At 56.4% G+C, this 26,779-nt stretch carries 21 protein-coding genes; 10 read left to right on the plus strand and 11 right to left on the minus strand.

Annotated features, from left to right (window positions below; genetic code table 11):
* Positions 1-5: 5 nt before the first annotated feature.
* Positions 6-1,406, plus strand: a complete 1,401-nt coding sequence (gene hglS, locus AO242_RS06750; protein ID WP_099268152.1) for a 2-oxoadipate dioxygenase/decarboxylase HglS — start codon at positions 6-8, stop codon at positions 1,404-1,406.
* Between the two features lie 274 nt (positions 1,407-1,680).
* Here hglS and AO242_RS06755 read toward each other — a convergent pair whose 3' ends face one another.
* Positions 1,681-1,887, minus strand: a complete 207-nt coding sequence (locus AO242_RS06755; RefSeq protein WP_099268153.1) for a DUF6434 domain-containing protein — start codon at positions 1,885-1,887, stop codon at positions 1,681-1,683.
* Between the two features lie 134 nt (positions 1,888-2,021).
* The gene (gene amaA / locus AO242_RS06760; RefSeq protein WP_099268173.1) at positions 2,022-3,308 is read right to left on the minus strand and encodes an L-pipecolate oxidase; all 1,287 of its coding nucleotides are present in this window, start codon (positions 3,306-3,308) and stop codon (positions 2,022-2,024) included.
* Between the two features lie 426 nt (positions 3,309-3,734).
* On the opposite strand from amaA, the gene AO242_RS06765 reads away from it, so the two are divergent.
* Positions 3,735-3,932, plus strand: coding sequence for a hypothetical protein (locus tag AO242_RS06765; protein ID WP_027898088.1), 198 nt, complete (start codon positions 3,735-3,737; stop codon positions 3,930-3,932).
* 279 nt (positions 3,933-4,211) lie between these two features.
* On the opposite strand, the gene AO242_RS06770 is transcribed toward AO242_RS06765, so the two are convergent.
* Positions 4,212-4,406: a hypothetical protein gene (locus AO242_RS06770; RefSeq protein ID WP_099268154.1), complete on the minus strand. Its 195-nt coding sequence runs from the start codon at positions 4,404-4,406 to the stop codon at positions 4,212-4,214.
* A gap of 157 nt (positions 4,407-4,563) precedes the next feature.
* Here AO242_RS06770 and AO242_RS06775 point away from each other — a divergent pair, with 157 nt between their 5' ends.
* From AO242_RS06775 to AO242_RS06785, 3 genes are all read left to right on the plus strand, one after another.
* Positions 4,564-4,944 (plus strand): low affinity iron permease family protein, encoded by a 381-nt coding sequence (locus tag AO242_RS06775; RefSeq protein WP_027901121.1) that lies wholly within the window; start codon positions 4,564-4,566, stop codon positions 4,942-4,944.
* A gap of 117 nt (positions 4,945-5,061) precedes the next feature.
* Positions 5,062-6,186 (plus strand): DUF3182 family protein, encoded by a 1,125-nt coding sequence (locus tag AO242_RS06780; RefSeq protein WP_099268155.1) that lies wholly within the window; start codon positions 5,062-5,064, stop codon positions 6,184-6,186.
* Positions 6,170-6,940, plus strand: coding sequence for an alpha/beta hydrolase family protein (locus AO242_RS06785; protein ID WP_099268156.1), 771 nt, complete (start codon positions 6,170-6,172; stop codon positions 6,938-6,940). Before AO242_RS06780 ends, AO242_RS06785 begins: the two co-directional genes overlap by 17 nt.
* Before the next feature lie 96 nt (positions 6,941-7,036).
* On the opposite strand, the gene AO242_RS06790 is transcribed toward AO242_RS06785, so the two are convergent.
* From AO242_RS06790 to AO242_RS06825, 8 genes are all read right to left on the minus strand, one after another.
* Complete coding sequence (locus AO242_RS06790) at positions 7,037-8,227, minus strand: zinc-dependent alcohol dehydrogenase (protein ID WP_099268157.1); 1,191 nt, start codon at positions 8,225-8,227, stop codon at positions 7,037-7,039.
* Positions 8,228-8,819: 592 nt separating this feature from the next.
* Positions 8,820-10,373, minus strand: a complete 1,554-nt coding sequence (gene garD / locus AO242_RS06795; RefSeq protein WP_027901124.1) for a galactarate dehydratase — start codon at positions 10,371-10,373, stop codon at positions 8,820-8,822.
* A gap of 10 nt (positions 10,374-10,383) precedes the next feature.
* Positions 10,384-11,757 carry an MFS transporter gene (locus tag AO242_RS06800; protein ID WP_099268158.1) on the minus strand — a complete coding sequence of 458 codons (1,374 nt, stop codon included), beginning with the start codon at positions 11,755-11,757 and terminating at the stop codon, positions 10,384-10,386.
* 229 nt (positions 11,758-11,986) lie between these two features.
* Positions 11,987-12,898 carry a 5-dehydro-4-deoxyglucarate dehydratase gene (kdgD, locus tag AO242_RS06805; protein ID WP_027901126.1) on the minus strand — a complete coding sequence of 304 codons (912 nt, stop codon included), beginning with the start codon at positions 12,896-12,898 and terminating at the stop codon, positions 11,987-11,989.
* A 363-nt stretch (positions 12,899-13,261) separates the two neighbouring features.
* Positions 13,262-14,011, minus strand: coding sequence for a FadR/GntR family transcriptional regulator (locus AO242_RS06810; protein WP_027901127.1), 750 nt, complete (start codon positions 14,009-14,011; stop codon positions 13,262-13,264).
* Positions 14,012-14,105: 94 nt separating this feature from the next.
* Positions 14,106-15,842: an ABC transporter ATP-binding protein/permease gene (locus AO242_RS06815; protein WP_099268159.1), complete on the minus strand. Its 1,737-nt coding sequence runs from the start codon at positions 15,840-15,842 to the stop codon at positions 14,106-14,108.
* An 87-nt stretch (positions 15,843-15,929) separates the two neighbouring features.
* Entirely contained in the window at positions 15,930-16,490 is a 561-nt protein-coding gene (locus tag AO242_RS06820; protein ID WP_027901129.1) for a response regulator transcription factor, read from the minus strand.
* Complete coding sequence (locus AO242_RS06825; protein ID WP_099268160.1) at positions 16,487-17,746, minus strand: ATP-binding protein; 1,260 nt, start codon at positions 17,744-17,746, stop codon at positions 16,487-16,489. The genes AO242_RS06820 and AO242_RS06825 overlap by 4 nt, the downstream gene beginning before the upstream one ends.
* Before the next feature lie 251 nt (positions 17,747-17,997).
* On the opposite strand from AO242_RS06825, the gene AO242_RS06830 reads away from it, so the two are divergent.
* The 5 genes from AO242_RS06830 to AO242_RS06850 all read left to right on the plus strand — a co-directional run bounded on the left by AO242_RS06830 (position 17,998) and on the right by AO242_RS06850 (position 26,772).
* Complete coding sequence (locus AO242_RS06830) at positions 17,998-18,711, plus strand: SIMPL domain-containing protein (RefSeq protein WP_099268161.1); 714 nt, start codon at positions 17,998-18,000, stop codon at positions 18,709-18,711.
* A 216-nt stretch (positions 18,712-18,927) separates the two neighbouring features.
* Positions 18,928-21,141 carry an HET-C-related protein gene (locus tag AO242_RS06835; protein WP_099268162.1) on the plus strand — a complete coding sequence of 738 codons (2,214 nt, stop codon included), beginning with the start codon at positions 18,928-18,930 and terminating at the stop codon, positions 21,139-21,141.
* A gap of 132 nt (positions 21,142-21,273) precedes the next feature.
* Positions 21,274-22,875, plus strand: coding sequence for an ABC transporter substrate-binding protein (locus tag AO242_RS06840; protein ID WP_099268163.1), 1,602 nt, complete (start codon positions 21,274-21,276; stop codon positions 22,873-22,875).
* 282 nt (positions 22,876-23,157) lie between these two features.
* Positions 23,158-24,786 (plus strand): ABC transporter substrate-binding protein, encoded by a 1,629-nt coding sequence (locus AO242_RS06845; protein WP_099268164.1) that lies wholly within the window; start codon positions 23,158-23,160, stop codon positions 24,784-24,786.
* Between the two features lie 387 nt (positions 24,787-25,173).
* Positions 25,174-26,772, plus strand: coding sequence for an ABC transporter substrate-binding protein (locus AO242_RS06850; protein WP_099268165.1), 1,599 nt, complete (start codon positions 25,174-25,176; stop codon positions 26,770-26,772).
* Positions 26,773-26,779 lie beyond the last annotated feature (7 nt).

Raw genomic sequence — 26,779 nt, forward strand, 5'->3', positions numbered from 1 at the left:
CCGCAATGACAGCTTCAAGCTTCGCAAACCGTGACGAGATCCGTGCCAGTTTTTCTCGAGCCATGTCGGACATGTACAAGACCGAGGTGCCACTCTACGGCACGCTGATGGAACTGGTCGCGGAAACCAATGACGGCGTTCTGGCGAGCAATTCGCAAGTTGCGCAAAGCTTGAAGCTGACCGGTGAAATCCAGCGGCTGGACATGGAGCGCCATGGCGCGATCCGTGTCGGTACCGCCACTGAGCTGGCGACCCTGAGCCGTCTGTTCGCGGTCATGGGCATGGAGCCGGTGGGCTATTACGACCTGACACCTGCGGGCGTGCCGGTGCACTCAACCGCCTTTCGTGCCGTACATGAACACGCTCTGCAAGTCAGTCCGTTTCGGGTGTTCACATCGTTGCTGCGTCTGGAGCTGATCGCCAATCCCGAGCTGCGCGACTTCGCCAGCCAGGTGCTAAGCAAACGCCAGATCTTCACCCCGCGTGCGCTGGAGTTGATTGAAAAGTCTGAACTGGACGGCGGCCTGACTGAAGCCGATGCACAAGACTTCGTCGAGCAAGCACTGGAAACTTTTCGCTGGCACAGCACCGCCACGGTGAGCCTGGATCAGTACAAACAACTGAACGCCCAACACCGTCTGATCGCGGACGTGGTGGCGTTTCATGGCCCGCACATCAATCACCTGACCCCGCGTACGCTGGACATCGACACGGTGCAGGACGGCATGCCCAAAAAAGGCATCACGCCTAAAGCCGTGGTCGAAGGACCGCCGCGCCGCAACTGCCCGATCCTGTTGCGCCAGACCAGTTTCAAAGCGCTGGAAGAGCCCATCACGTTTATCGGCCAGTCCGCGAATGAAGCAGGCAGCCACTCGGCGCGCTTCGGTGAAATCGAACAACGTGGCGCAGCCCTGACGCCCAAAGGTCGCGAGCTTTACGACCAGTTGCTGAATGAAGCCCGAGACGCGCTGGGTGAATTCCCCAACGAGGGCAATGCCGTGCGTTACGCCGAACTGCTGGGAACCGCGTTCAAGGCGTTCCCGGACAGCCACGAAGAAATGCGTGATCAGGACCTGGCGTACTTCCGCTACTTCGCCACTGAACAAGGCATCGCAGCGGGTGCAAGTATTCAGCAAGGATCAAGCCTTGAGCAGTTGATCAGCGCGGGCTACGTGCACTTCGAACCACTGGTTTACGAAGACTTTTTGCCGGTCAGTGCGGCGGGGATTTTCCAGTCCAACCTGGGCGATGACGCGCAGTCTCATTACGGCACCAGCTCCAATCAGCAGGATTTCGAGCAGGCACTGGGCCGTAGCACCATCAACGAGCTCAAGCTCTATGCCGATACACAGCGCCGATCGCTACAGGAGTGCTCGCAAGCGCTGGGCATCGCACCGTTTGCCTGATCCGGGAGTCACGCAGCAAACATGAACCCTGTAGGAGTGAGCTTGCTCGCGATTCAATTTTTGTTTCGATAAATTGTTGCCTGACGTCACGCAATCGCGAGCAATGTGGATCGCCACCCCGGTCACTCCTACAGTAAAAAGTATTCCAGATCAGTTGTTTGATGAGAACTCACCGAGGTTACGAGGCCAGCGATGGCGGAGTGTCAGACAAACCGCCATCGCAGCCTCGCGGTGCTCGTCAGCTCCTACGGAAATCTTATATAGCCTGGACTGATCAACCCCGCCGACGCTGCCACTCATCAGCGACATCGCCCATGGTCTTGGGAATGTCGTTGCGTATCCAGGCCATGAAATCCCGATCGAATTTGAATTTTTCACCGCACTGCTCAAGCATAAAACGCCGAACGTTCTGGGTGTTTTTGTAGGTCTTGTCCACAGGGGTAGCGCGGGTGATGGCGTTGCTGTGCCAGTCGGTGGGCATGGGAAAAATCCTTGAATTGGAACGTCGACTTGTAGGAGCTGCCGAAGGCTGCGAATTGCGGGGTATCAGACACACTGCCTTCGCAGCCTTCGGCAGCTCCTACAAAATGTGGCAGCTTAGACCACTCTAGAGCCTTACAGAATCACCCGCAAACACTGCCCCGCGTGATACAGGTTGAAGCCCGCCTCATAAGCCAATGCCCGCACGCCTGCGCTTTTCAGCTCTGGAGCTGGGGCAAACGGGATCGGCAACAGGTCCGGATCGTCCTTGATCAAAAAGTCCGCGAATGCCTTGCCCATGACGGTGCCCGTGGTGTTGCCTCGTCCGTTGTAACCATTGGCGGCCACCAGTCCCGGTGCAGGTTCGAACAGTTTGACCATGTGATCCGGGGTGAAGTCGATGCAGCCCGTCCAGTGCATTTCCCATCGGACTTTGCCCAGTTGCGGGAAGTAATGGCTCTGAATGCGATCAGCCCAACTGCTGATGAACCAGTCGGGCTTGTTGTTCATCTTGCCCATGCTGCCGAGGATCAAGCGACCTTCGTTGTCGCGACGAATACTGCTCAACACCAGGCGCGTATCCCACGAGCCCTGCCCGTGCTTGAGCACTTCATCCGCAGCACTTGAGGTCAGTGGTTCGGAGGCGACGTTGTAGTAGTAACCCTTGAAGAAATTCTGCTTGATGCCCGCCCACTCGCCTTCGGTGTAAGCGCCGGTTGAGACCACGACTTTGTCAGCCGAAACCGTACCGCCCGCCGTATTGACCAGCCAGCCAGAACCTTCGCGAGTGACAGCCTGCACGGGCGAGTTCTGGAAAATCTGGCCGCCGAGCTTGAGCACCGTTTCTGCTAACCCAACGGTGTAGCCCATCGGATTGATGGTGCCTGCGCGGCGGTCCAACAAGGCGGTGGGGATTTTGTCAGTGCCGCAGTATTCACGGCACTTGGCACCGGTCAGCAGTTCGACGTCAGCACCGCGACGCTTCCACTGATCGTGACGGGCCTGGATGTCTTTGGCGCCATTGGCGTTGTGAGCCATGTGCAAGGTGCCGTCGTGACGGGCCTGACAGTCGATGGCGTATTTTTCGATCAGGTCGAAGACCAGTGCAGGCGCGAGGCCCATGACCGTGTTGAATTTCTCCCCCACGCCGGGGCCGAGCACCGCAGCAGCATCATCGGGCGCAATCCAGCTACCGGCATTGACCAGCCCGACATTACGCCCCGAGCCACCCGTGCCGATGCGTGAAGCTTCCAGCAACGCGACGGACTTGCCGCTTTCCAGTAAATGCAGTGCGGCTGACAAACCCGTGATACCGCCACCAATCACGCAGACATCGACCTTGAGTGCACCGCTCAGGGGTACCGATTGAATCTGACGAGTCGTGACTTGCTCCCACAAACACTTTTCACGCAACTGATCCATCTCGAACTGATCCCCGCCAGAACTGCACACGAAAATAATCTGCTTCATTCTTGATCCGATGCAAGGGCAATACCAAACGACCTTTTATCCGGATATCAGTCGGTTTCGGCATGATCCCGATCCTCTCACCGTAGGACCGGCTTTAGCCGGGAGAGCAGTATTCATAACGAATAATATGTGGCGCATGTACCGACGTCCTCCCGGCTAAAGCCGGTCCTACGGCTGAGGTGAGTCAGTGGGAGCACAGCGGCGTTTTTCTCGTATTGAAAACAGGTCGTTTCGGCCAATGAATACGGGAACATTACGTTCATCGGATAGGTAATTTTTATGTAGCTCATTTGCCATTTTCGGTGCAGGATTTTTCCGACGTTTTCAGCCGCCGTTGACTCGGCGTTTCGTTCACCCCACTGATGGAGATGCTTACCAATGCTAATCCAAATAGAAGAAGGGACTCACGGCGCCAATTGGGTCGTGAAGCTGGACAACTACCCCGTCAAATGTCGCAGCAGGGATGAAGCCCGCGAATTTGCTGAAAAAATGAAGTCACGAATCAATGCCCCGCACTCGTTGCCCGGCAGGTTCAGCTCTACATCGGTCAACCAGACGGCGGCGCATGTCGGTTGAGATCAGGTTTGAAGAACAGGAATAAAAAAGCCCGGCTTACTCGCCGGGCTTTCCATTTCTACGACATCCTTTTCACATGATTTTCACGGCGGCGCTTTTAACCTAGCGTCACTCCTGTTGAATCTCCTGGCCCGCCTCGTAGCGGGTCTTTTTTTGTCTGGCGTTTGAGCAATGGACCTGTAAGAGCTGCCGAAGGCTGCGATAGCGGCGTGTCAGGATAAGCGCTTCGCAGCCTTCGGCAGCTCCTACAGAAAATCCATTTCATCCGGCTCTGACAGCCTACTGCGCAGTGCTCACAGCCTCATTGCTGGCGACGGTTTTGCTGTTGACCAACGCCGCCTCGCCCAGCACTGCAAGCCGGTCCGATCGACTGCCATCCATGACTTCGCTGCTCCAATGCCCCGTCATCGCTGCCATCCAGGCGAACAAGAACAGCGCCACACCCTGCAGGGCCCATCTCGCGATCATCGGCATAGCACTTCTCCCTTTCCAGAATTCAATGCGCTGATGTAAACAGCTAAGCATTGCAAAAGGGTTTCACTGCTGACGAAGATGAAAGTATTTGTAAGAAGAAATTTCAAGAATCGGCTGTGGTCAGTAGTTCACAGATTCTACGAAAGGCCGCACCGTTATGAAGTTTTCCCAATTTGCCCAAGGGCTGTCCAAGTGGGCAGGCAGCGCACGAACGTTCATGGCTGCGATTGCCCTGATTTGCCTGTGGGCAATCACCGGTCCCTGGTTTCACTACAACGATACCTGGCAGCTGATCATCAATACGTCCACGACCATCATCACCTTTCTGATGGTGTTCCTGATTCAGAACACTCAGAACCGCGACAACGATGTACTGCATATCAAGATCGACGAGCTGCTGCGCGTCACCAAGGACGCGCAAAACGCCTTGCTGAGCCTGGACAAGCTGGATCACAAAGAACTTCGTGCACTGCGCAAGGAATACAAAGCGATTGGTGATATCGAGGCTCTCGGCTCCCCGGCCAAAAGCGAGCCTTGATGCAACGGCCCGGCGGTCAGCGCCGGGGAACTCTACAACCGCCCCTCCGTTCATAAAACAGGTAGTCGACGTATAAAAACCTAGTAGCGAGCCATTGGCCTACACAGGGAGTCGTCCATGAGCGGACCCGGATCTAGCACTGAAAAAGCTGCCGTAGTTCTTCTGCCTACCCACAAAAAACTGGCCACACACGAAGTCGTAGTGCATCAGAAACTGGCCGAGAAAATCGCGACTTTGTTGGGTTGTGAATTTCTCGGGCTTTACGACAACGCCATCCACAAGGGCATGAATCTTTACTTCATCCCGTCTGACACCTTGATTGGCAAACAACAGAACAGCGACCTGAACATTCAGTCTTTCGACGACCTGTTCGGTGGTTTGATCGCCGAGCCCTTTATGGCCACCAAGGCCATCTCCCATCCCCTGCTGGATGATGCAACGGCGCAGCCTCCCGGCTGGTCACGGGAAATCCACGAGGATGCGGCTGATTCCGTGCTCGCAGGTTTTACCGTTTTCAACGAAGCCGACGCATTGCGTGCCGGTGAGCGAGTATTGGCCAACGGACCGGCGCGGATCAAACCCGTGCTGGCGACGGCTGGACGGGGGCAGATCGTGGTCACTGATCAGGGCCAACTCCAGGGCGCGATTGCCGAGCAAGCCATGGAAGAAGTCTCGACCTGGGGTCTGGTGATCGAAGAAGACCTCACTGACGTTATCACCCTGAGTGTTGGCCTGGTGCAGGTTGCCGGGATCACCGCCAGTTATCACGGCACCCAATGCCTCACTGAGGACAACAAGGGTGAAACGGTTTATGGCGGCTCCACGCTGTGGATTGTGCGCGGCGGTTATGAAGCGCTGCTTGCGCTTGAGCTGGATGAGCCCGTTCGGCGCGCCGTGACTCAGGCCATGCACTACGAGAACGCCGCGCTCAAACATTTCCCCGACTTCATCGCCTCAAGGCGCAACTACGACATTGCTCAAGGCACCAACGCCAAAGGCGAACGCTGCTCCGGCGTACTGGAACAATCCTGGCGCATCGGTGGTGCAAGCCCTGCTGAGGTCGAAGCTTTACTGGCTTTTGCGGCCGATCCAGCCCTGCAACGTATCTGTGCCTCGACTCACGAAATATACGGCGAAACCACAATCCCGGCCGACGCCAGCGTTCTTTACGAAGGCGATGATCCTGAAGTTGGTTTCATCAGCAAATTCACAAAGGTCAGACCTTATGAGTGTAAGCAGTGAAAGCATTGAGATTGCAGTAGATGGCCAATCCATTTCCGGAACGATCCTGACCCCTGGCGCGAAGATCCCCGGCATTTTGTTCGTCCACGGCTGGGGCGGTAGTCAGCAAAGGGACTTGGCGCGAGCCAAAAACATCACAGGTCTGGGATGTGTGTGCCTGACGTTCGACCTGCGCGGGCACGAGGGCACTCACGAAATGCGTAGCAAGGTATCCCGGGAACAAAGCCTGGCGGATTTGCTCGCTGCCTACGACCGACTGGTCAGCCACCCTGCGGTCGACAGCGATGCCATCGCCGTCATTGGCAGCAGCTATGGCGGTTACCTGGCAACCATCCTCAGCTCCATGCGCCCGGTCAAATGGCTGGCGTTGCGTGTACCCGCGCTGTATTGGGATGCCGACTGGGAAATGCCCAAGCAGGAACTGGATCGCGACAAGCTGGCCCATTACCGCCGCTCTGCGGTGACTGCCGCTGACAACCGTGCGCTTGCAGCCTGCAAAGAATTTCACGGGGACGTGCTGCTGATTGAGTCCGAACAGGACGACTATGTGCCCCACGCGACGTTGATGAGCTATCGCAGTGCGTTCGAACAGGCCCACTCGCTGACCTATCGCCTGGTGGACGGCGCCGACCACGCGTTGAGCAGCGATCTGAGCCAGAGTATGTACAGCTCGATTTTGACCAACTGGATAAGTGAGATGGTCATCGGCGCTCGTCTTGTGGATTACCCGCACCATTCGGCGAAGTATTCCTGACAGCCATAAACCTATGTAGGAGCTGCCGCAGGCTGCGATAGCGATTATTCAGCTACACCCGCTATCGCAGCCTTCGGCAGCTCCTACATTTGGCTTTTAGACCGCTGTAGCGCTACTCATCCCCGGCACCAGAATCACCTTGCGGCAATCCTCCTGCTTCTTGTCGAAGATCTTGTAGCCCTCGGCGGCATCTTCCAGCGACATGCGATGGGTGATGATCGCCTCTGGCGCAAGCGCCCCGCTTTCGATATGTTCGAGCAATTCAGGCAGATAACGCTGCACATGGGTCTGGCCCATTTTGAACGTCAGGCCTTTGTCGAAAGCATCGCCAAACAGGAAGCCATGGATGAAACCGGCGTAGACACCCGGCACGCTCACCACACCACCGCGTCGCACAGCAGCGATGCATTGGCGCAAAGCCTTGCCACTGCTGCCTTCAAGCTTCAGGGTCGCAAGAATGGTTTCAGTCGTGCTGCCCTTGGCTTCGAACCCGACAGCATCGATCACGCCATCCACGCCGCGCATGCCACGGGTCTGCTTGATGATGGTGTCAGCTGGATCATCGTCTTCATCGAAGTTGATCGGGATCACGCCGTAAGTGCTTTGCGCATAGGCCAGGCGATACGCGTGGTGATCAACCATGAAGATTTTCTCTACGCCCAGCATTCTTGCGCAAGCAGCGCTGAGCAACCCCACTGGCCCGGCGCCGTAGATCGCCAGACTCGAACCCTGGCCTACGCCGCTGTTGAGCACCGCTTGCCAAGCAGTTGGCAGGATATCGGAAAGGAACAACACCTTGTCGTCGGACAGCGTGCCCGGCACTTTGAAAGGGCCGGTGTTGCCTTTAGGCACGCGCACGTACTCAGCTTGCCCACCTGGAATACCGCCATACAAATGGCTGAAACCAAATAACGCAGCCCCTGGCGGAATGGACTTCTTGTTCAGAATCGCACCGCGTCCGGTGTTGGTGGTTTCGCATGCTGCGAACTGGTCCAGCTGGCAGAAAAAGCAACTGCCGCAGGCGATGACAAAGGGGATAACAACCCTGTCGCCAGGCTTGACCGTGGTGACCTGTGAACCCACCTCTTCAACGATACCCATGAACTCATGGCCAAAAATATCGCCCGATTCAGTGGCTGGAATCTTGCCGCGATACAGATGCAGGTCAGAGCCGCAAATTGCTGTGGCGGTGACCTTCAACAGAATGTCATCGACTTCTTGAATAACCGGATCAGGAACGGTATCGACCCGAACATCATTGGACCCGTGATAAGTCAGTGCGCGCATTTTTCTCTCCTTGCAGGCGATAAGGCCAGTCGGGCAAAAGCACCCGGAACTAACAAGGGAGAACCGAAAGAATATGTAAGTTCAGCACGGATTAAAGCAAAGAAGACCAGTGGTTAATCTTGGTACCGTCGGGCCGATAACGTGAACCCGCAGGAGCGAACTTGTTCGCGAGGGCGGCGTACCTGACACACCACCGCATCAGGCCCCCTCGCCAACAAGTTGCCTCCTACCTGGAAAGCGCCATGCCTGGAACGCCGCGCCACACGGTAGGAGCGAACTTGTTCGCGAGACAGCGTACCTGACACACCACCGCATCAGGCCCCCTCGCTAACAAGTTGCCTCCTACCTGGAAAGCGCGATGCCTGGAACACCGCGCCACTCGGTAGGAGCGAACTTGTTCGCGAGACAGCGTACCTGACACACCACCGCATCAGGCCCCCTCGCCAACAAGTTGCCTCCTACCTGGAAAGCGCCATGCCTGGAACACCGCGCCACTCGGTAGGAGCGAACTTGTTCGCGAGACAGCGTACCTGACACACCACCGCATCAGGCCCCCTCGCCAACAAGTTGCCTCCTACCGGTATGTGCGGAGTTATGTAATCGGCGCAGGGTTGAACAGGGTGATGTCGTTGTGCAAACGGTAATGCTCGGTCCAGGTCTTTTTCTTGCCGCTGGCCACGTCCAGATAGAAATGGAACAGTTCCCAGCCAAGGTCTTCAATCGTTGCACGACCGGTTGCAATACGGCCGGCATCAATGTCGATCAGATCAGGCCAACGCGTCGCCAGCTCTGTACGGGTCGATACCTTGACCACCGGAGACATCGCCAGACCATACGGCGTACCGCGCCCGGTGGTGAACACGTGCAGGTTCATCCCGGCCGCCAGTTGCAGGGTGCCGCAGACAAAGTCACTGGCCGGTGTGGCACAGAAAATCAGGCCTTTGCGCTTGAAGCGTTCGCCAGGGCCCAGCACGCCGTTAATGGCGCTGCTGCCCGACTTGACGATCGATCCCAAGGACTTCTCGACAATATTCGACAACCCGCCCTTCTTGTTACCCGGCGTGGTGTTGGCGCTACGGTCCGCCTCGCCTTTCGCCAGATAGCGGTCGTACCAGTCCATTTCCCGAACCAGCTCTTCGGCCACTTCCTGAGTCTCGGCGCGGGACGTCAGCAAGTAGATGGCATCGCGTACTTCGGTCACTTCCGAAAACATCACGGTAGCGCCTGCGCGCAGCAGCAAGTCCGAGGCGTAACCCAATGCCGGGTTGGCGGTGATGCCAGAAAACGCATCGCTGCCGCCGCATTGCATGCCCAGAATCAACTCTGAGGCGGGCACGGTTTCACGACGTCGCAGATCAAGCTTCTTCAAGCGCACTTCAGCCAACTCCATGATCTGCTCGATCATTTCGTTGAAGCCATGGCTGGAGTCCTGCAGGCGATACATCCATTGATCGCTGAGGTCGACAGACAGATCGTCTTCGTGCATGACCTGCCCGGCCTGCAATTTCTCGCAGCCCAGCCCGATCACCAAGGCTTCGCCACCCAGGTTCGGGTTGCGCGCCAGGTTACGCACTGTGCGGATCGGGATGTAAGCGTCGGTCGCGGTGATTGCTACACCACAACCGTAAGTATGAGTAAGCGCCACCACGTCATCAACGTGGGGGTACTTGGGCAACAGCTCTTCGCGGATGCGCTTGACCGCATGATCAAGCACCCCGGTCACGCACTGTACAGTGGTGGTAATGCCCAGAATGTTACGCGTGCCGACAGTACCGTCGGCGTTGCGATAGCCTTCAAAGGTAAAACCTTCCAGCGGTGCGCCTCTTTCCGGCACCGCGTCTGACATCGGCAGGCTGTCCAGCGCCGGTGCCGATGGCATACGCAGCTGATCTTCCCTGACCCAACTGCCCCGAGGAATCGGCTGCAGGGCATAACCGATGGTGTGTCCGTAACGGATGATCGGCTCGCCTTCAGCGATATCGACGGTGTTGACCTTGTGGCTCTGCGGAACGTTATCGACGGTCACCAGACCATTATCAAATTCGGTACCGGCAGGCACACCCTGGTCGTTGACTACTACCACCACGTTATCCAGCTCATGGAGCCGGATGTAGCGCGGGGAGTCGGCATGTTGAATCAGGTTCATCACGGTTTCCTCAGGATTTAGCTTGAGAAAGGTCGCTGGCGTCATCGCCAGTCAGTGGCCCCTTGGTTGGAGGCTCTTTCAGTTCTACGCGTTTGATCTCGCCAACAATGAAGATATAGCTGAACACCGCAACCACTGCGTTGGCACCCACAAACACCAGGGCCCATTTGAACGAGCCAGTGGAGCTGATGATGTAGCCAATCACGATAGGCGTGGTGATCGAAGCAATGTTACCGAAGGTATTGAACAGGCCACCGCTCAAACCGGCGATCTGCTTCGGCGAAGCATCGGACATCACCGCCCAGCCCAGCGCGCCCACACCTTTACCGAAGAATGCCAGGGCCATAAAGCCAACGACCATCCATTCGATATCAACGTAGTTACAGGCAACGATGGTGGTCGACAGAAGCAGGCCGCCGATGATCGGTGCTTTGCGAGCGAAGGTCAGCGAGTGGCCTTTGCGCAGCAGGTAGTCGGAAATCACGCCGCCCAATACACCACCGATGAAACCGCAGATGGCTGGCAACGAGGCGATCATGCCCGCCTTGAGGATGGTCATGCCACGTTCCTGAACCAGGTAAACCGGGAACCAGGTCAGGAAGAAATAGGTGATGCCGTTGATGCAGTACTGGCTCAGGTAGATGCCGAGCATCATGCGGTTGGTCAGCAGTTGACGGATGTAGTCCCATTTCGGGCCGCCGCTTTTGCCTTTACCTTTGTCCTGATCCATATCGACCATGCCGCCGTTGTCGGCGATGTGATCGAACTCTTCCTTGTTGATGCGTGGATGTTCGCGCGGGCTGTAGATAACTTTCATCCAGACCGCCGAGAACACGATACCGATGGCACCCATCACGACGAACACATGCTGCCAGCCGAATTTGTAAACGATCCAGCCCATGAGCGGAGCGAACAGCACGGTGGCGAAGTATTGTGCGGAGTTGAAGATCGCAGAGGCAGTACCGCGCTCGGCAGTCGGGAACCAGGCCGCAACGATGCGCGCGTTACCAGGGAAGGAAGGCGCTTCGGCCAGACCCACCATGAAACGCAGCATGAACAGCACGATGACCGCGGAGCCAATGCTGAACTCGCCAACATAGCCTTGCAGCAAGGTGAACAGCGACCAGGTAAAAATGCTTAGTGCGTAGATTTTCTTGGAACCGAAACGGTCGAGCAGCCAGCCACCCGGAATCTGACCAGCCACATAGGCCCAGCCGAAAGCAGAGAAGATGTACCCGAGAGTGATGGCGTCGATACCAAGGTCTTTTTGCAGGCTGGAGCCCGCGATAGCGATGGTGGCGCGGTCGGCGTAGTTGATCGTGGTCACCAGAAAAAGCATGAGCAGGATCAAATAGCGGACGTGAGTCGGCTTGGACTGTTGCATGTGTGTGTGAACTCCCACTAATTATTTTTTTTACGCGGGTATATCTGTTTTTTTGTGTCGCTCGCGCCTGTCGGCCCCTTGGAAAAAGTCGTGATTAACGACACTTCCCACCTACAGTTGATGCGCGTCCCTACGAACCGATGCAGACCTCATCAGCCCTTGTGCCGCTGACAAACCGTCCATGGCACAAAGCCGCTGAATCGCTCAGCGGCTTTGGTTCGGGGGTGTGTTACTGCTTGCCTTGCTTGTCCATCAGCGCGGCGAGCATTTCGTACTCTTCGGCAGTCAGGTCGGTCAGTGGTGTGCGCACTGGACCGGCGTCGTAACCGGCGATTTTTGCGCCAGCCTTGACGATGCTGACGGCGTAACCGGATTTGCGGTTACGAATGTCCAGGTATGGCAGGAAGAAGTCGTCGATGTATTTGCCAACGGCAACGTGATCGTCCTTGGCGATAGCGTGGTAGAAGTCCATCGCCAGCTTGGGTACGAAGTTGAAAACGGCCGACGAGTAGACCGGAACGCCCAGCGCCTTGTAGGCAGCTGCGTAAACTTCAGCGGTCGGCAAACCGCCCAGGTACGAGAAGCGATCGCCCAGACGACGGCGGATCGAGACCATCAGTTCAATGTCACCCAGACCGTCTTTGTAACCGATCAGGTTAGGGCAGCGTTCGGCCAGTTGTTCCAGCAGCGGAGCAGTCAGTCGGCAGACGTTACGGTTGTAAACGACAACGCCGATTTTCACTGACTTGCAGACCGCTTCAACGTGAGCGGCTACGCCGTCCTGGCTGGCTTCAGTCAGGTAATGCGGCAGCAGCAACAGGCCTTTGGCGCCCAGACGTTCTGCTTCTTGAGCGTATTCGATAGCTTGACGAGTCGAACCGCCAACGCCTGCCAGAATCGGCACGCTGGTCGCGCAGGTATCAACCGCGGTTTTGATCACTTCGGAGTATTCGCTGGCTGCCAGGGAGAAGAACTCACCTGTACCGCCGGCAGCGAACAGAGCGCTTGCGCCGTACGGGGCCAGCCACTCGAGACGTTTAACGTAGCCAGCGCGATGGAAGTCGCCCTGCGCATTGAAGTCGGTAACAGGGAAAGACAGCAGACCGTGGGAAAGGATGGACTTCAGTTCTTGTGGATTCATTATTCGAACACCCTGGGAGCATTTATTGTGAATGGATCACCGGTCGTCTGCCGATGTCGTAAGTCATCGTACAACTGATAATAAAATCACTCAACAGGGATTTTCGGTTTTTTCCGTAAGCTGTAGCAGATAGTAGCGCAGGCCCCGGAGGAATGGGCCTTGGCGGGAATCTGGATAGACTAAGGTCGTATGATCACTCAGCGAATGAGTCCGGAAGCATGTTCGCCCCGCTCCACAGGATATACACCATCCGTAGGACCGGCTTTAGCCGGGAGGACGTCAGAACATTCACCGAACCTTCTTCGCCAGAAATACCGCTCTCCCGGCTAAAGCCGGTCCTACGGGAGCAGCGGAGTCAGGCAATCAAGCCCGCTGCGATTCAGCCTCTTCATGGGCATGACGCAACCGTTCGCGGCTGTTGGTCAGGTGCAGGCGCATGGCAGCGCGAGCGGCGTCGGAGTCCTGGCGGGCGATGGCGTCGTAGATTTCTTCGTGCTCACGGCTCAGGCGTGTCATGTAGTGCTGCTGGTCATCATGAGCCAGGCGCGCCGAGTTCAGGCGGGTACGCGGAATGATGCTGGTGCCCAGGTGGGTCATGATATCGGTGAAATAGCGGTTGCCCGTCGACAGCGCAATCTGCAGGTGGAACTGGAAGTCCGACCCTACCGCATCTGCAGCATGAGCAGCACTTTCATTCAGTGCATCCAGCGCCTGACGCATTGCCAGCAATTGCTCATCGGTACGACGCTGCGCCGCTAATCCGGCCGACTCGACCTCAAGGCTGATACGCAACTCGAGAATCGCCAGCACATCACGCAACGTGACAATGGTGGCCGGATCGATACGGAAGCCACTCGGGCTTGGCGTATCCAGCACGAAGGTGCCGATACCGTGACGGGTTTCTACCAGACCGGACGCCTGCAGACGCGAGATAGCCTCGCGCACCACTGTGCGGCTGACGCCTTGCTCTTCCATGATGGCCGATTCGGTGGGCAGTTTGTCGCCACGCTTGAGCAGCCCGCTACGAATACGCTCGGACAGTTCAGTGACCAGCTCTTGCGCAAGGCTGCGGTGCTTGCGGCGTGCGCGAGGCAGTGCGCTTTGATTTTCCATATCCAACGTCGATCTCGAGCAATGAAAGAAGTGATGATAGCTCACCGGGTTATGCGATCACATTCATAAAAAACGAATGAATAGTACGCCCCGATCATACAACAAGCAGCGAATGCGGCTGTTCGCGCAAATCTCCGCCCTCGATACGCAGCAGCCGTCTGTGAAAACGCTTCAGGCTGCTGCGATGGCCAATGCTGACAAGGGTTACATCCGGTAACTCATCAATCAGCGCCTGATACAGCAACGCCTCGTCTTCCTCGTCCATGGCAGAGGTGGCTTCATCCAGATAGAGCCAGCGTGGCTGGAACAGCAGCGCCCGGGCAAACGCGACGCGTTGCTGCTCACCGGGTGACAACATGCGTTGCCAGTGATCGCTCTCGTCCAGACGCGGTATCAGGTGCCCCAGTCGACAGGTTTCCAGCACTTGTGCGAAGCGTTCCGCCGGATACGTTTCCACAGTCTGTGGATAACTCATGGCCTCACGCAATGTGCCAATCGGCAGATAAGGCCTCTGCGGCAGGAACAGATAGGGCTCGGCAGGCAGTTGAATGTGGCCTTTACCGTTTTGCCACAACCCGCCCAGCGCACGTAGCAAGGTACTTTTGCCGCTGCCGGATCGACCACCCACCATGACCCGCTCACCCGCTGCGATGTCCAGGTTCGTGTCTTTGAGTAACTGTCGGCTCGCGCCCAATTGCAGCGCCAGCCCCGCCAGGCTCAGTGACTCGCCTGTATGGCTGATTTCGATGGCTGAAACATGGGCTTCGTTCTGATCCAGAGCCTGCCGGAAACTCAGCAGACGGTCACAAGTGGCCCGCCACGACGCCAGCGTGGCATAGGCGTCGATAAACCAGCTGAAGTTTTCCTGAACATTGCCAAAAGCAGAGTTGATCTGCATGAGCTCGCCCAGTTCGATCTTGCCCGCAAAGTAACGCGGCGCGGCCACCACGAAGGCGAAGATGATCGCGATCTGTGAATAACCGGCCGTGAAGAACGTCAGGCGTTTCTGCACCCGCATCATCGACCAGAAGTTGCTCCAGACCATGCCGAAGCGTGAACTCAAACGCTCGTTCTCGTTGGGCTCGCCGTCCGAAAGCGCAATACTTTCGGCGTTCTCACGCACGCGAACCAGCGAGAAACGCAAGTCAGCTTCGTAACGCTCTTGCTGGTTACTCAGGGGAATCAGGCGCCGACCGATCAAATGCGTCAGCCAACTGCCCACCACCGCATATAGAAAAGCGGCCCAGAACATGTAACCCGGGATCTCAATCCCGAACAACTCGATGCTGCCGGATACGCCCCACAGGATGATCGAAAAGGACACCAGACTGACGATGGTCTTGATCAGCCCAAGGCCCAGCGTCAGGGTATCGCTGGTGAATTTGTTGAGGTCTTCGGACAAGCGCTGGTCAGGGTTATCGGTGTAACCGCCCTGCTCCAGCTGGTAGTAGCTTTTGTGACTGAGCCATTTGGCAAAATGCTGCTCGGTGAGCCAGCGCCGCCAGCGAATGGTCAGCATCTGCGTGAGGTAGGACCGGTAAACCGCGCCCAGAATAGCCACGGTAGCGATGCCACAGAAATACAGAATCGACTGGGTAAAGGCCTCAAGATCCTTCTTTTCCAGCGAGTTGTAGAAGTCTCGGTACCAGCTGTTGAGCACCACCGAAATGGCCACGCTGAACAGCGAAAGCGCAATCACGGCGATCAAGAGGAGCCAGGCCAGGCCCTTCTCTTCGCTGCGCCAGTAAGGAGTAATCAGCTTCCAGACGCGGGAGAAGAATTTCTCCCGCACACTGTCATTTACAGTTGTGTACTCGGCATTGCGATTCATGGTGATGACTCGACTTCACAGTGAAGTTCAGCGTCCGGGCGTGAGCGGCGGACGCACTACGCGATCATCCATGACAAACAGCAGCCGTTAGCGGCGTACGGGGCGTTTCTGCAATTTGCGCTGCAAGGTACGGCGGTGCATGCCCAACGCCCTGGCGGTAGCGGAAATATTGCCCTCGTGCTCGGTCAGCACGCGCTGAATATGCTCCCATTGCAGGCGGTCCACCGACATCGGGTTATCCGGCACCAGGGTGTCCAGATCCGAGTGCTGCGACAACAGCGCAGCCAGCACATCGTCGGCATCGGCGGGTTTGCACAGGTAGTTGCAGGCGCCGCGCTTGATAGCTTCAACGGCCGTGGCAATGCTGGAGTAACCGGTGAGGATCACCACGCGCATGTCCGGGTCCAGCTCCAGCAGCTTGGGCAGTAGCACCAGGCCGGAATCGCCGTCCATTTTCAGGTCCAGCGCCGCGAACTCCGGGATGTCCGATTGAGCCAGGATCAATCCTTCTTCGGCGGAACCGGCCGTGCTGACACGGAAACCGCGTCGGGACATCGCCCGCGCCATCACACGGGTGAACGTGGCGTCATCGTCAACCAGCAACAGATGCGGCAGCTCTTCGCCATCAACCTGGGTTTCGTCACTCATGCATCATCTCCTCGGGCGTCACGGGGCAGGCGCAGCTCGGTGAGCGTGCCGCCATCCTCATGACTGTAGAGTTTCACCGAGCCGCCCGCGCGGGTCACGCTGGCCTTGCTCAAGAAAAGGCCCAGGCCGAAGCCTTTGCCCTTGGTCGTAAAGAAAGGTTTACCGATTTGTTCGGCAATTGCCAGTGGCACGCCGGGGCCGTGGTCGCGAATGCTGATACAGATTTCCGTACTGTCCCAGTTCAGACTCACTTCCAGTCCCTCTGGACATGCATCGGCTGCGTTATTAAGCAGGTTGAGCAGCGCTTGAGTCAGGTCAGGCGGCGGCGCAATCATGGGCGCTGTGTCCTTGCCGAGCAACTGAAAGCGGTAGCTGGCTTCAGGACGCATCAAATGCCAGCGATCCAGTGATTCGTTGAGCCAGTGGCTGACAGTCTGCATTTCCACGGCCAGACGGCGATTGGCCTCTGCAGCGCGCACTAACTGTTGCAGGGTCTGCTTGCACTGTTTGACCTGCTCCTGAAGAACTTCCAGATCATCCTGCAACGCCGGATCCTTGTGGTCCTGACGCATTTCCTTGAGCAGCACACTCATGGTCGCCAGCGGCGTGCCCAGTTCATGGGCCGCACCGGCAGCCTGCGTCGCAACCGCCAGCAGTTGCTGATCGCGTAGCCCCTCTTCACGACGCTCGGCACGCAATTGTTCCTGACGCCGCAGCTCCTCTGCCATCTTCGCCGCAAAGAAGGTAATGACCGCGGCGGCCAGAGCGAAGCTCAGCCACATGCCGTAGACCTGCAGGTTTTCCCGCGAGATCGGATAAGTGTCCAGAGGATAAGAATGCCCCATCAGCCAGCTATACAGCGCCAGCGCGATGCCCGACAGGATCAGCGAATAGCGCCATGGCAACGTGACCGCCGCAATGGTCAGCGGCACCAGATAATAAGAAACGAACGGGTTGGTCGAACCGCCCGAGTAATAAAGCAGCGCACTGTGGATAAACAGGTCGAACGCCAGTTGCACGGAGTACTCTTGTTCAGTCACTGGCAACGACGTGCGCAACCGAACTGCCGTCACCGCGCACCAGATCGTCGAGAATCCGAGGGTAATTGCCAGTTGCATCCAGGGCAGCGGCAACAAATGAAACAGGTACGCAATACCCACCGAACCGGCCTGAGCGGCCAGTACCAGCGTACGGATAAAGGTCAGACGCCAGAGATTCTGACGCGTAGCGGACAGCAATTGGACGGGGGCGAGCATGAGCTCTCCTGATGAGTGCTCCAGGTGAATCGATGCGAGTATAACCAAGCAACAACAAAAACTGCGCAAACTGCGGCAAACCACCACAGGTTTCATGAATAATTTACCTTTCGTTTCGGCGATCGATAGCCCGGCAACCCTGAAGCTGCCGGAACCACACCCCTCCACTCACAGTCTTATGGCTTTGCGCCCTGCCGACGTCTGTCGCAGGCCTGTCTGCTATACGCATGCTTCATAACAAGGAGTTTCCAATGTTCAGCCTTCGCCCTACCGCCGCCCTGCTCGCCCTCGGCGCTGCTGCGCTGACCAGCGTTCCAGCGCTGGCAGACACCGTTAACTACAATCAGGTCTCCGTACGTGCCGAGGTCAATCAGGAAGTCTCCCGCGACCTGATGAACGTCACCTTGTACAGCGAAGCGCAGAACACTGACCCTGCCAAACTGGCTGCTGAAGTCACCGAGACCTTGAATAAAGCCCTTGGTCAGGCGCGTCAAATCAAAGGTGTCACGATTCGCCAGGGCAACCGCAACAGCTACCCGATCTACGATGACAAAGGCCAGAAGATCACCGGCTGGCGCGAACGTGCAGAACTTCGCCTGGAAAGCGCCGACTTCGCGGCCTTGTCCAAATTGACTGGTGAACTGCTGGGCGACATGAAAATGGGCGGCATGGACTTCTCGATTTCCAAACCGACCCGCAAGGCCAGTGAAGACACGTTGCTGAAAGAAGCCGTGACTGCGTTCCGCGCCCGCGCCCAACTGGTCACCGAAGCTCTGGGTGGTACCGGCTACAAAGTGGTCAATCTGAACTTCAACACGTCTGGTTACCCGCAGCCGTACCTGCGCGCGCCGGCCATGATGATGAAATCCTCCATGGCGGACAGCGCACCGACACCGGATGTTGAAGCCGGGACCAGCGACGTGACCGTTACCGCCGATGGCGTGATCGAAGTCGCTATCCCTTGATGGCTGTTTATTGATATGCAGGCGGCAACCTCAGGTTGCCGCTACCTCGCAGGATCATCGCTCTAACTCGTACCCCGCTTGAATCCCCCGCCTACAGCAATTGAAGGCGTCTCCTGCTTTTTCGGTCAGGACTCGTCTGTAAACTTGGCCCCGACTCACTCAGATCATTTCAATGCAACGTGGGCCTCTGCGTTTGCACACTTCAAGGACTCACGGATGAATCCTCAAACTGCCTCACCGAAAAAAAATAACCGCTATATCAACCATCTGATGCATGGCAGTAAAACCGGCAACACGCTCGCATTTTCGCACCGTACGGAACCAGGGCGACTGGACAGTACATTTGCTCTGGACCTCCTGACCCGTTTAGCCCGTAACCGAGCCGCGCCGCAATTCATCATGGAAATGGCAACGATCTTCGGTCTGGACATTCCTCCCAAGGTGTATCTGGAACTACAAAAGGCCTTGTTAGCAGAGGCCATTTCCCTGCCCCGTTACAGGATTGTTTCGTCAGGGACCTATCCCGCCGACTACAACAACCGCGACCGGACTGTCCGGCTTCATGCTCAGGCGATGGAGCACATCGTCAAACACCCCGAAGCGGCATGGGAACTCCTGGCGGTGCTGCTCCATGAGTTCGGCCACCATCTGGACAATGTCATCCGCCGGGACATTGCCCCCCATTACGCAAAAGACACTCTGGACCTGAATTCGGATTCCGTCGCAGAGGAAGGCGCCCGTTATGCCATACACATGGCGAGCACCGAGATTAAAGAAGATGGGGAGCTGGTCCTGGGCACCTACGTCGACGGTAATAACGTGGAGCACGTCATCAAAATTGATTACGCCCAGGGCATGCTGGCGGTGAGGGAAAGGCAAAGCGATATTGTTCGAATGGATAAAGACATGCTGGACCCCGACCGCGAAGCTTTCGAAGCAGATGGCAGCGACGACGGTCTTTTCAGCCATGAACGAATTGAAGCGGGTTTGCAGGCCGTAGGCTTTGCCAAAGAAGATCTACAGGCCATGTATTTCGGCAACTGGCTCAGGGATCATGCGCAATTACTGGACCCGAAGGTCGTACGGGGTAAAGATCAAAAAAAAGATTTCCCCACGGTCATGTCCCGTAAAGCGCTGACAGCAGTCGTCGACGTGATGGCCGCCAGAAAATTTCACGAGTTAAGGGCAAAAGACAGTTCCAGCTACAAAGTGACCGAGCAAAAGCTGGGGGTCTACCGCCCGAGCCATCACATCGACAACCCGAAAGTCGAAAATCCCTACCCGGCGGATCCCACTGAACGCGATCCGGAGTTTGAAGCCTGGGTGCTGGAAGATGATCCACTACTGGAAGTCGACTACGACACATCGATGAAGTCCTACATACATCGCTCGGCTGCAAAGATGTACAGAGAACTGTTCGCCGCCATGAAAGAGGGTTACACGCCGGAAGGATTGCGCAAGCTGGGCGGGGCCCTGCATATTCTCGAAGACTTTTTTGCCCACTCCAACTTTGTCGAGCTGAACCTGATCAGCCTGAATCATAAAAGCGTTCTGCCCTGGACAGGCCCGGCTGACTGCAAACACAAACTGCCGGTAGTGACCGGCACATTTGGAGGCAGTGACGTTATCGCCAGCCTGGCAGGGCCAATCGCCAAGGTCCTGTCCCCTGGTGAAATCTGGAATTTCACCCCGACTCAGCCCGGCGATCGCTCCGAGTCGGAACGGATGCTGCTGGTCCTGCTCAGCGAACATGAAGACGCATGGTTATTGGAGGCGTTTCAGGACTTTCTCGCTTCCCGTGACAAAGCCAGTGCAATTCCCGGGTTCAACTTGCTGGAGCTCTATTACTGGGTTATCTCCAGCCCCTTGCGCTTGGCGGGCAGCGCATACAGCACGATCTTCCAGGGTATCCTGCAAATCATCGGCAACAGTGTTGATGACTTGCAGACCCATAACGGATCCGATCCTCATAAAACCGGCTCCACAGACCCGTCGCACTCCCAGCTATCCAAAGATCACGCTGACCATCCACTGCACAAGCTGGCAGCAAGCTGCGCATCGAGTGCGATCAAGGAGGTGGCGGGGGCCATGCTCAACTACTGGCGATTTGGCTCGGAGATGAAACCAACAGAGATCGCTCTCAGCTATTTTGTGCACCCGGAAGACACCTATTTACTGGACGATATCTTTCTCGAGTGGGCGAGCAAAAATCCCGAGAAAATCAAACGCGCAAGCTCATTAACTGATCTCGAACACCTTCAGCAGGAACTACGGGAAGTAGCGCACAAACGATTTCAGGCATTCGCGAAAGAAAGCATGAGCACGTGGGACTATCTCAAGAAACTCGATAGCAGCATTGGGCTCAAAGATGTCGCTGAGATAAAACAGCGTCAAAATATCAAGGCAACGGGCAGCAGCAGAACAATTTGAGCAAAGCGGTGTTCGGGTGCAGTTTTGAATCGCGAGATGCAACACTTGTGAGCGACCCGACAGTGCGACATCCTGCGCTGTCCAACTGCCTGATGAAAGCCAGGCAGCCACTGCCGCAGTCGCGAGGGTTCCATGGGAAAAAACGTATTCAAACCACTGCTCCTGACCACCGCCCTTCTGGCCTGCATGCCAATGGCTCAGGCAGCCAGCACGCTGGTGTACTGCTCCGAAGCCAGCCCGGCAGGGTTTGATCCAAGCCAGTACACCAGCGGCACTGATTTTGATGCCTCGGCTGAAACGGTATTTAACCGCCTGACGCAGTTCAAGCGCGGCGGTACCGAAGTCGAGCCTGGGCTGGCTACAAAATGGGATGTTTCAAGCGACGGCCTGACGTACACCTTCCACCTGCGCCCCGGCGTGAGGTTTCATACCACCGATTACTTCACGCCGACCCGGGATTTCAACGCAGACGATGTGCTGTTCACCTTCCAGCGACTGCTGGACGCCAATCACCCGTTTCGCAAGGCATACCCTTCGGAGTCGCCATACTTCACCGATATGGGCATGAACACCACGATCAAGAGTGTCGAAAAAGTCGACGACCTGACCGTGAAATTCAATCTGAACAATGTTGATGCGGCGTTCGTGCAGAACCTGGCCATGAGCTTTGCCTCTATCCAGTCTGACGAATACGCCAATCAGTTGCTCAAGCAGGGTAAAGCCGAAGAGCTCAATCAGAAGCCGATCGGCACCGGACCTTTCGTGTTCAAGCGCTACCAGAAAGACGCGCAGATTCGTTACGACGCGAACACGGCGTACTGGAAACCCGAGGATGTGAAGCTCGATCACCTGATCTTTTCCATCAACAGCGATGCGGCTGTGAGAATGCAGAAGCTCAAGGCCGGTGAGTGTCAGGTCAGCGGCTATCCGCGGCCGCAAGACATCGAACTGATGCAGAAAGACCCGAATATCAAAGTGATCAGCCAGCCCGGATTCAACCTCGGCTTCCTGGCCTACAACGTAACGCATCCACCACTGGATCAGCTCAAGGTACGCCAGGCTCTGGACATGGCCATCGATAAACCGGCGATCATCAAAGCGGTTTACCAAAGTGCCGGGCAACTGGCCCAGAACGCAATACCTCCAGGCCAGTGGAGCTACGACCCGAGCATCAAGGACGCACCGCACGACCCGGTTAAGGCCAAACAGTTGCTCAAGGAAGCAGGTGTGGCACCGGGTACCCAGATCAACCTGTGGGCCATGACCGTGCAACGCGCTTCCAATCCGAACGCCCGCATGTCAGCGCAGATGATTCAGGCCGACTGGGCCAAGGTTGGCATCAAGGCCAACATCGTCAGTTACGAATGGGGCGAGTACATCAAGCGCGCCAAGGCCGGTGAGCACGACGCGATGATCTACGGCTGGACCGGCGACAATGGCGACCCCGACAACTGGCTTGGCGTGCTGTACAGCTGCGCGGCGGTAAAAGGCAGCAACTACGCGAAATGGTGTGATCCTGCCTACGACAAGCTTGTCCAGAAAGCCAAGCTGACCACGGATCGCGACGAGCGCATCAAGCTTTATCAGCAGGCACAGCAGATCCTCAAGGCGCAGGTGCCGATCACTCCGATTGCCAACTCCAGGGTCTTCCAGCCCGTGCGCAAGGAAGTCCAGGACTTCAAACTAAGCCCCTTCGGCCTCACGCCTTTTTACGGTGTAAGCCTGACCAAATAAACGAACCATTAGAAAAATTGGTAACACTGCCGCGCCAATCGAGTGCATTCAACACAAATGACTGCTCGCGATTGGTGCGCAAAACCTTTCCAGATACGACGCGCAAACGATCAAATGCGTCAAAAATTACACTGATGCGACATTCCTGTACGCTCGTGCCACTCTTTGATACTTCTCTGACGCCAACGTCTTGCTTTGGGTATGGCCCCTGCATAAGTATCGGCAAGATCGGCTCACAAGGTCAGATCCTCAAAATTAAAAATGACAACAACTGAGGCCATCATGCTCAAACACGCGGTCATTCCGTTTCTACTCAGTGCAGGCTTGATCACTGCAGCTCCTTTCGCTCAAGCGGCATCGAACCTCGTGTTCTGCTCCGAAGGCAGCCCGGCCGGTTTCGACCCAGGCCAATACACCACCGGCACCGATTTCGATGCATCGGCAGAGACCGTATTCAACCGTCTGAGCCAGTTCGAACGTGGCGGCACCGCTGTAGTACCAGGGCTGGCGACCAGCTGGGACGTTTCCCCGGATGGCCTGACTTACACTTTCCACCTGCGTGAAGGCGTCAAGTTCCACACCACTCCGTACTTCAAGCCGACCCGTGAATTCAATGCCGATGACGTGCTATTCACGCTCAATCGCATGATCAACAAGGACGACCCGTTCCGTAAGGCGTACCCGACCGAGTTCCCGTACTTCACCGACATGGCGATGGACACCAACATCAAGAAAGTCGAAAAAGTCGACGAGCACACGGTCAAGCTCACCCTCGGTACTGTTGACGCTGCGTTCATTCAGAACCTGGCGATGAGCTTCGCGTCCATTCAGTCTGCTGAATACGCAGCCAAGTTGCTCAAGGAAGGCAAGCCTGAGCTGATCAACCAGCAACCGATCGGCACTGGCCCGTTTGTATTCAAGAGCTACCAGAAAGACTCCAACATCCGCTTCACCGGGAACAAGGATTACTGGAAGCCTGAAGACGTCAAACTCGACAACCTGATCTTCGCCATTACCACTGATGCTTCGGTTCGTGCGCAGAAGCTGAAAAAGGGCGAATGCCAGATCACCGCCTACCCACGCCCTGCCGACCTTGCTCCACTCAAGGCTGACAAGGACCTGAAGATGCCGGATCAGGCAGGCTTCAACCTGGGTTACATCGCCTACAACACGATGGACAAGATCAAGGGTAGCGATCAGCCAAACCCTCTGGCCATCAAGGAAGTTCGTCAGGCGCTGGACATGGCCGTGAACAAGCAAGGCATCATTGATGCGGTGTATCAGGGCGCAGGCCAACTGGCCGTTAACGCCATGCCGCCAACCCAGTGGTCCTACGACACCACCATCAAAGACGCACCGTTCGACGTTGAAAAAGCCAAGGCTCTGCTCAAGCAGGCCGGCATCAAGGAAGGCACCGAAATCACCCTGTGGGCGATGCCGGTTCAGCGTCCTTACAACCCGAACGCCAAGTTGATGGCCGAGATGCTTCAGTCTGACTGGAAGAAAATCGGCATCAACGTCAAGATCGTCAGCTACGAATGGGGCGAGTACATCAAGCGCGCCAAAGCGGGCGAAAACGGCGCGATGCTGATTGGCTGGAGCGGTGACAACGGTGACCCGGACAACTGGCTCGGCACCCTGTTTGGCTGTGATGCCCTCGAAGGTAACAACTTTGCCAAATGGTGCGACAAGCCGTTCGATACCTTGATCCACCAGGCCAAGGAAACAACGGATCAGGCCAAGCGCACTGAGCTGTATAAGCAGGCACAACACCTCCTCAAAGACGCCGTTCCGATGACGCCTATCGCGCACTCAACGGTTTACCAACCGATGCGCACTAGCGTTCAGGACTTCAAGATCAGCCCGTTTGGTCTGAACTCGTTCTACGGAGTTAGCGTTACCGGCAAGTAAGGATCAAATAACTGCGCTGTAATACAGCGCAGTTATTTCCTTTTGTCGGATATATAAGTTTCCGTAGCGCACATTGCCCCGTAGGACTGGCTTTAGCCGGGAGAGCAATCTTCTGATCAAGGAGATGCTTCGCCTGTAACGGCCCTCTCCCGGCTAAAGCCAGTCCTACGGGGACACCAGTAAACGCTAGTTAACGACAGAAGTTTCCTACGCACTTTTAGGCATCCGGTACTACATACAGTCTTGCCCGGCGGACATACCTTCGTGTGCGTGGACCAAGCTATTTCATTTTGTTACTGATCGGTCACTAAGGCTTCCTGCTTGCAGGCAATGCTTTGCCTGGCACTTGTTGGGCACTTACTACTCATTTTAAGGATAAGGATCATCATGCGTAAAACCATTGCCATGTCGTCGTTGTTCAGCCTTGGCTTGCTGGCACTGACGCCTGCCGCACAGGCCGCCAGCAATCTGGTGTTTTGCTCGGAAGGAAGCCCGGCCGGTTTCGATATTGCCCAATACACAGCAGGCACCGACAACGATGCCGCTGAACCGATCTACAACCGCCTCACCGAATTCGAACAAGGCAGCACCGCCGTCATTCCGGCACTTGCAACCAAGTGGGATGTTTCCGAAGACGGCCTGATCTACACGTTCCATCTGCGCGAAGGCGTTAAATTCCACACCACGCCTTACTTCAAGCCAACGCGTGAATTCAACGCCGATGACGTGCTGTTCACGTTCAACCGCATGCTCAAGCAGGACCACCCGTTTCGTGTCGCTTACCCGACCGAATTTCCGTACTTCAACGGCATGGGCCTGAATAAGAACATCAAGTCAGTGGAGAAAACCGGTCCGTTGACCGTGGTATTTACCCTGAACAAAGTCGATGCCGCATTCATTCAAAACGTTGCGATGAACTTCGCTTCGATTCTGTCCGCTGAGTACGCAGACCAGTTGATGAAATCCGGCAACCTGCACGACATCAACCAGAAGCCAATCGGCACTGGCGCCTTTGTTTTCCAGCGTTATCAGAAAGACTCGCAGATTCGCTACAAGGGCAACAAAGACTTCTGGGACCCGAGCCGCGTCAAAATCGATAACCTGATTTTCGCCATCAATACCGATGCTTCGGTACGGATGCAGAAACTCAAGGCCAACGAGTGTCAGGTCTCGCTCAACCCACGCCCTGCCGACCTTCAGAAACTCAAGGAAGACAAAGACCTCAAGGTGATTGAACAGGCTGGCTTCAACCTGGGCTATATCTCTTACAACGTACGCCATGAGCCGTTGGGCAAACTGGAAGTCCGTCAGGCGCTGGACATGGCCGTCAACAAGCAAGCCATCATCAACGCCGTGTATCAGGGCGCCGGTCAGCTGGCCGTCAACGCCATGCCGCCGACCCAATGGTCTTACGACGACACCATCAAGGACACGCCGTACAACCCGGAAAAAGCCAAAGAGATGCTGCGCGCAGCGGGCATCAAAGAAGGCACCGAACTGACCCTGTGGGCGATGCCGGTTCAACGTCCTTACAACCCCAACGCCAAGCTGATGGCTGAAATGCTGCAGTCCGACTGGGCCAAGGTAGGCATCAAGGTCAAGATCGTCAGCTATGAATGGGGTGAATACCTCAAGCGCACCAAGAACGGCGAGCACGATATCTCGCTGATCGGCTGGACAGGCGACAATGGTGACCCGGACAACTGGTTGGGCACGCTTTACAGCTGTGCGGCTATTGGCGGTAACAACTACTCGATGTGGTGCGACGAGAAATACGACGCACTGGTCAAGGCCGCAGTTGCCACTTCCGACCGCGCCCAGCGTACTGAACTCTACAAACAGGCCCAGCAGTACCTGAAACAGCAAGTACCTATCACTCCAATCGCACACTCCACGGTTAACCAGCCGCTGCGTAAAGAAGTGCAGGGTTTCAAAGTCAGCCCGTTCGGGCGTAATACCTTCACCAACGTAAGCGTCGCCGACTAAGCCAGAT

The organism is Pseudomonas sp. ICMP 561 (assembly GCF_002699985.1).
In the GTDB taxonomy this organism is placed as follows: domain Bacteria; phylum Pseudomonadota; class Gammaproteobacteria; order Pseudomonadales; family Pseudomonadaceae; genus Aquipseudomonas; species Aquipseudomonas quasicaspiana.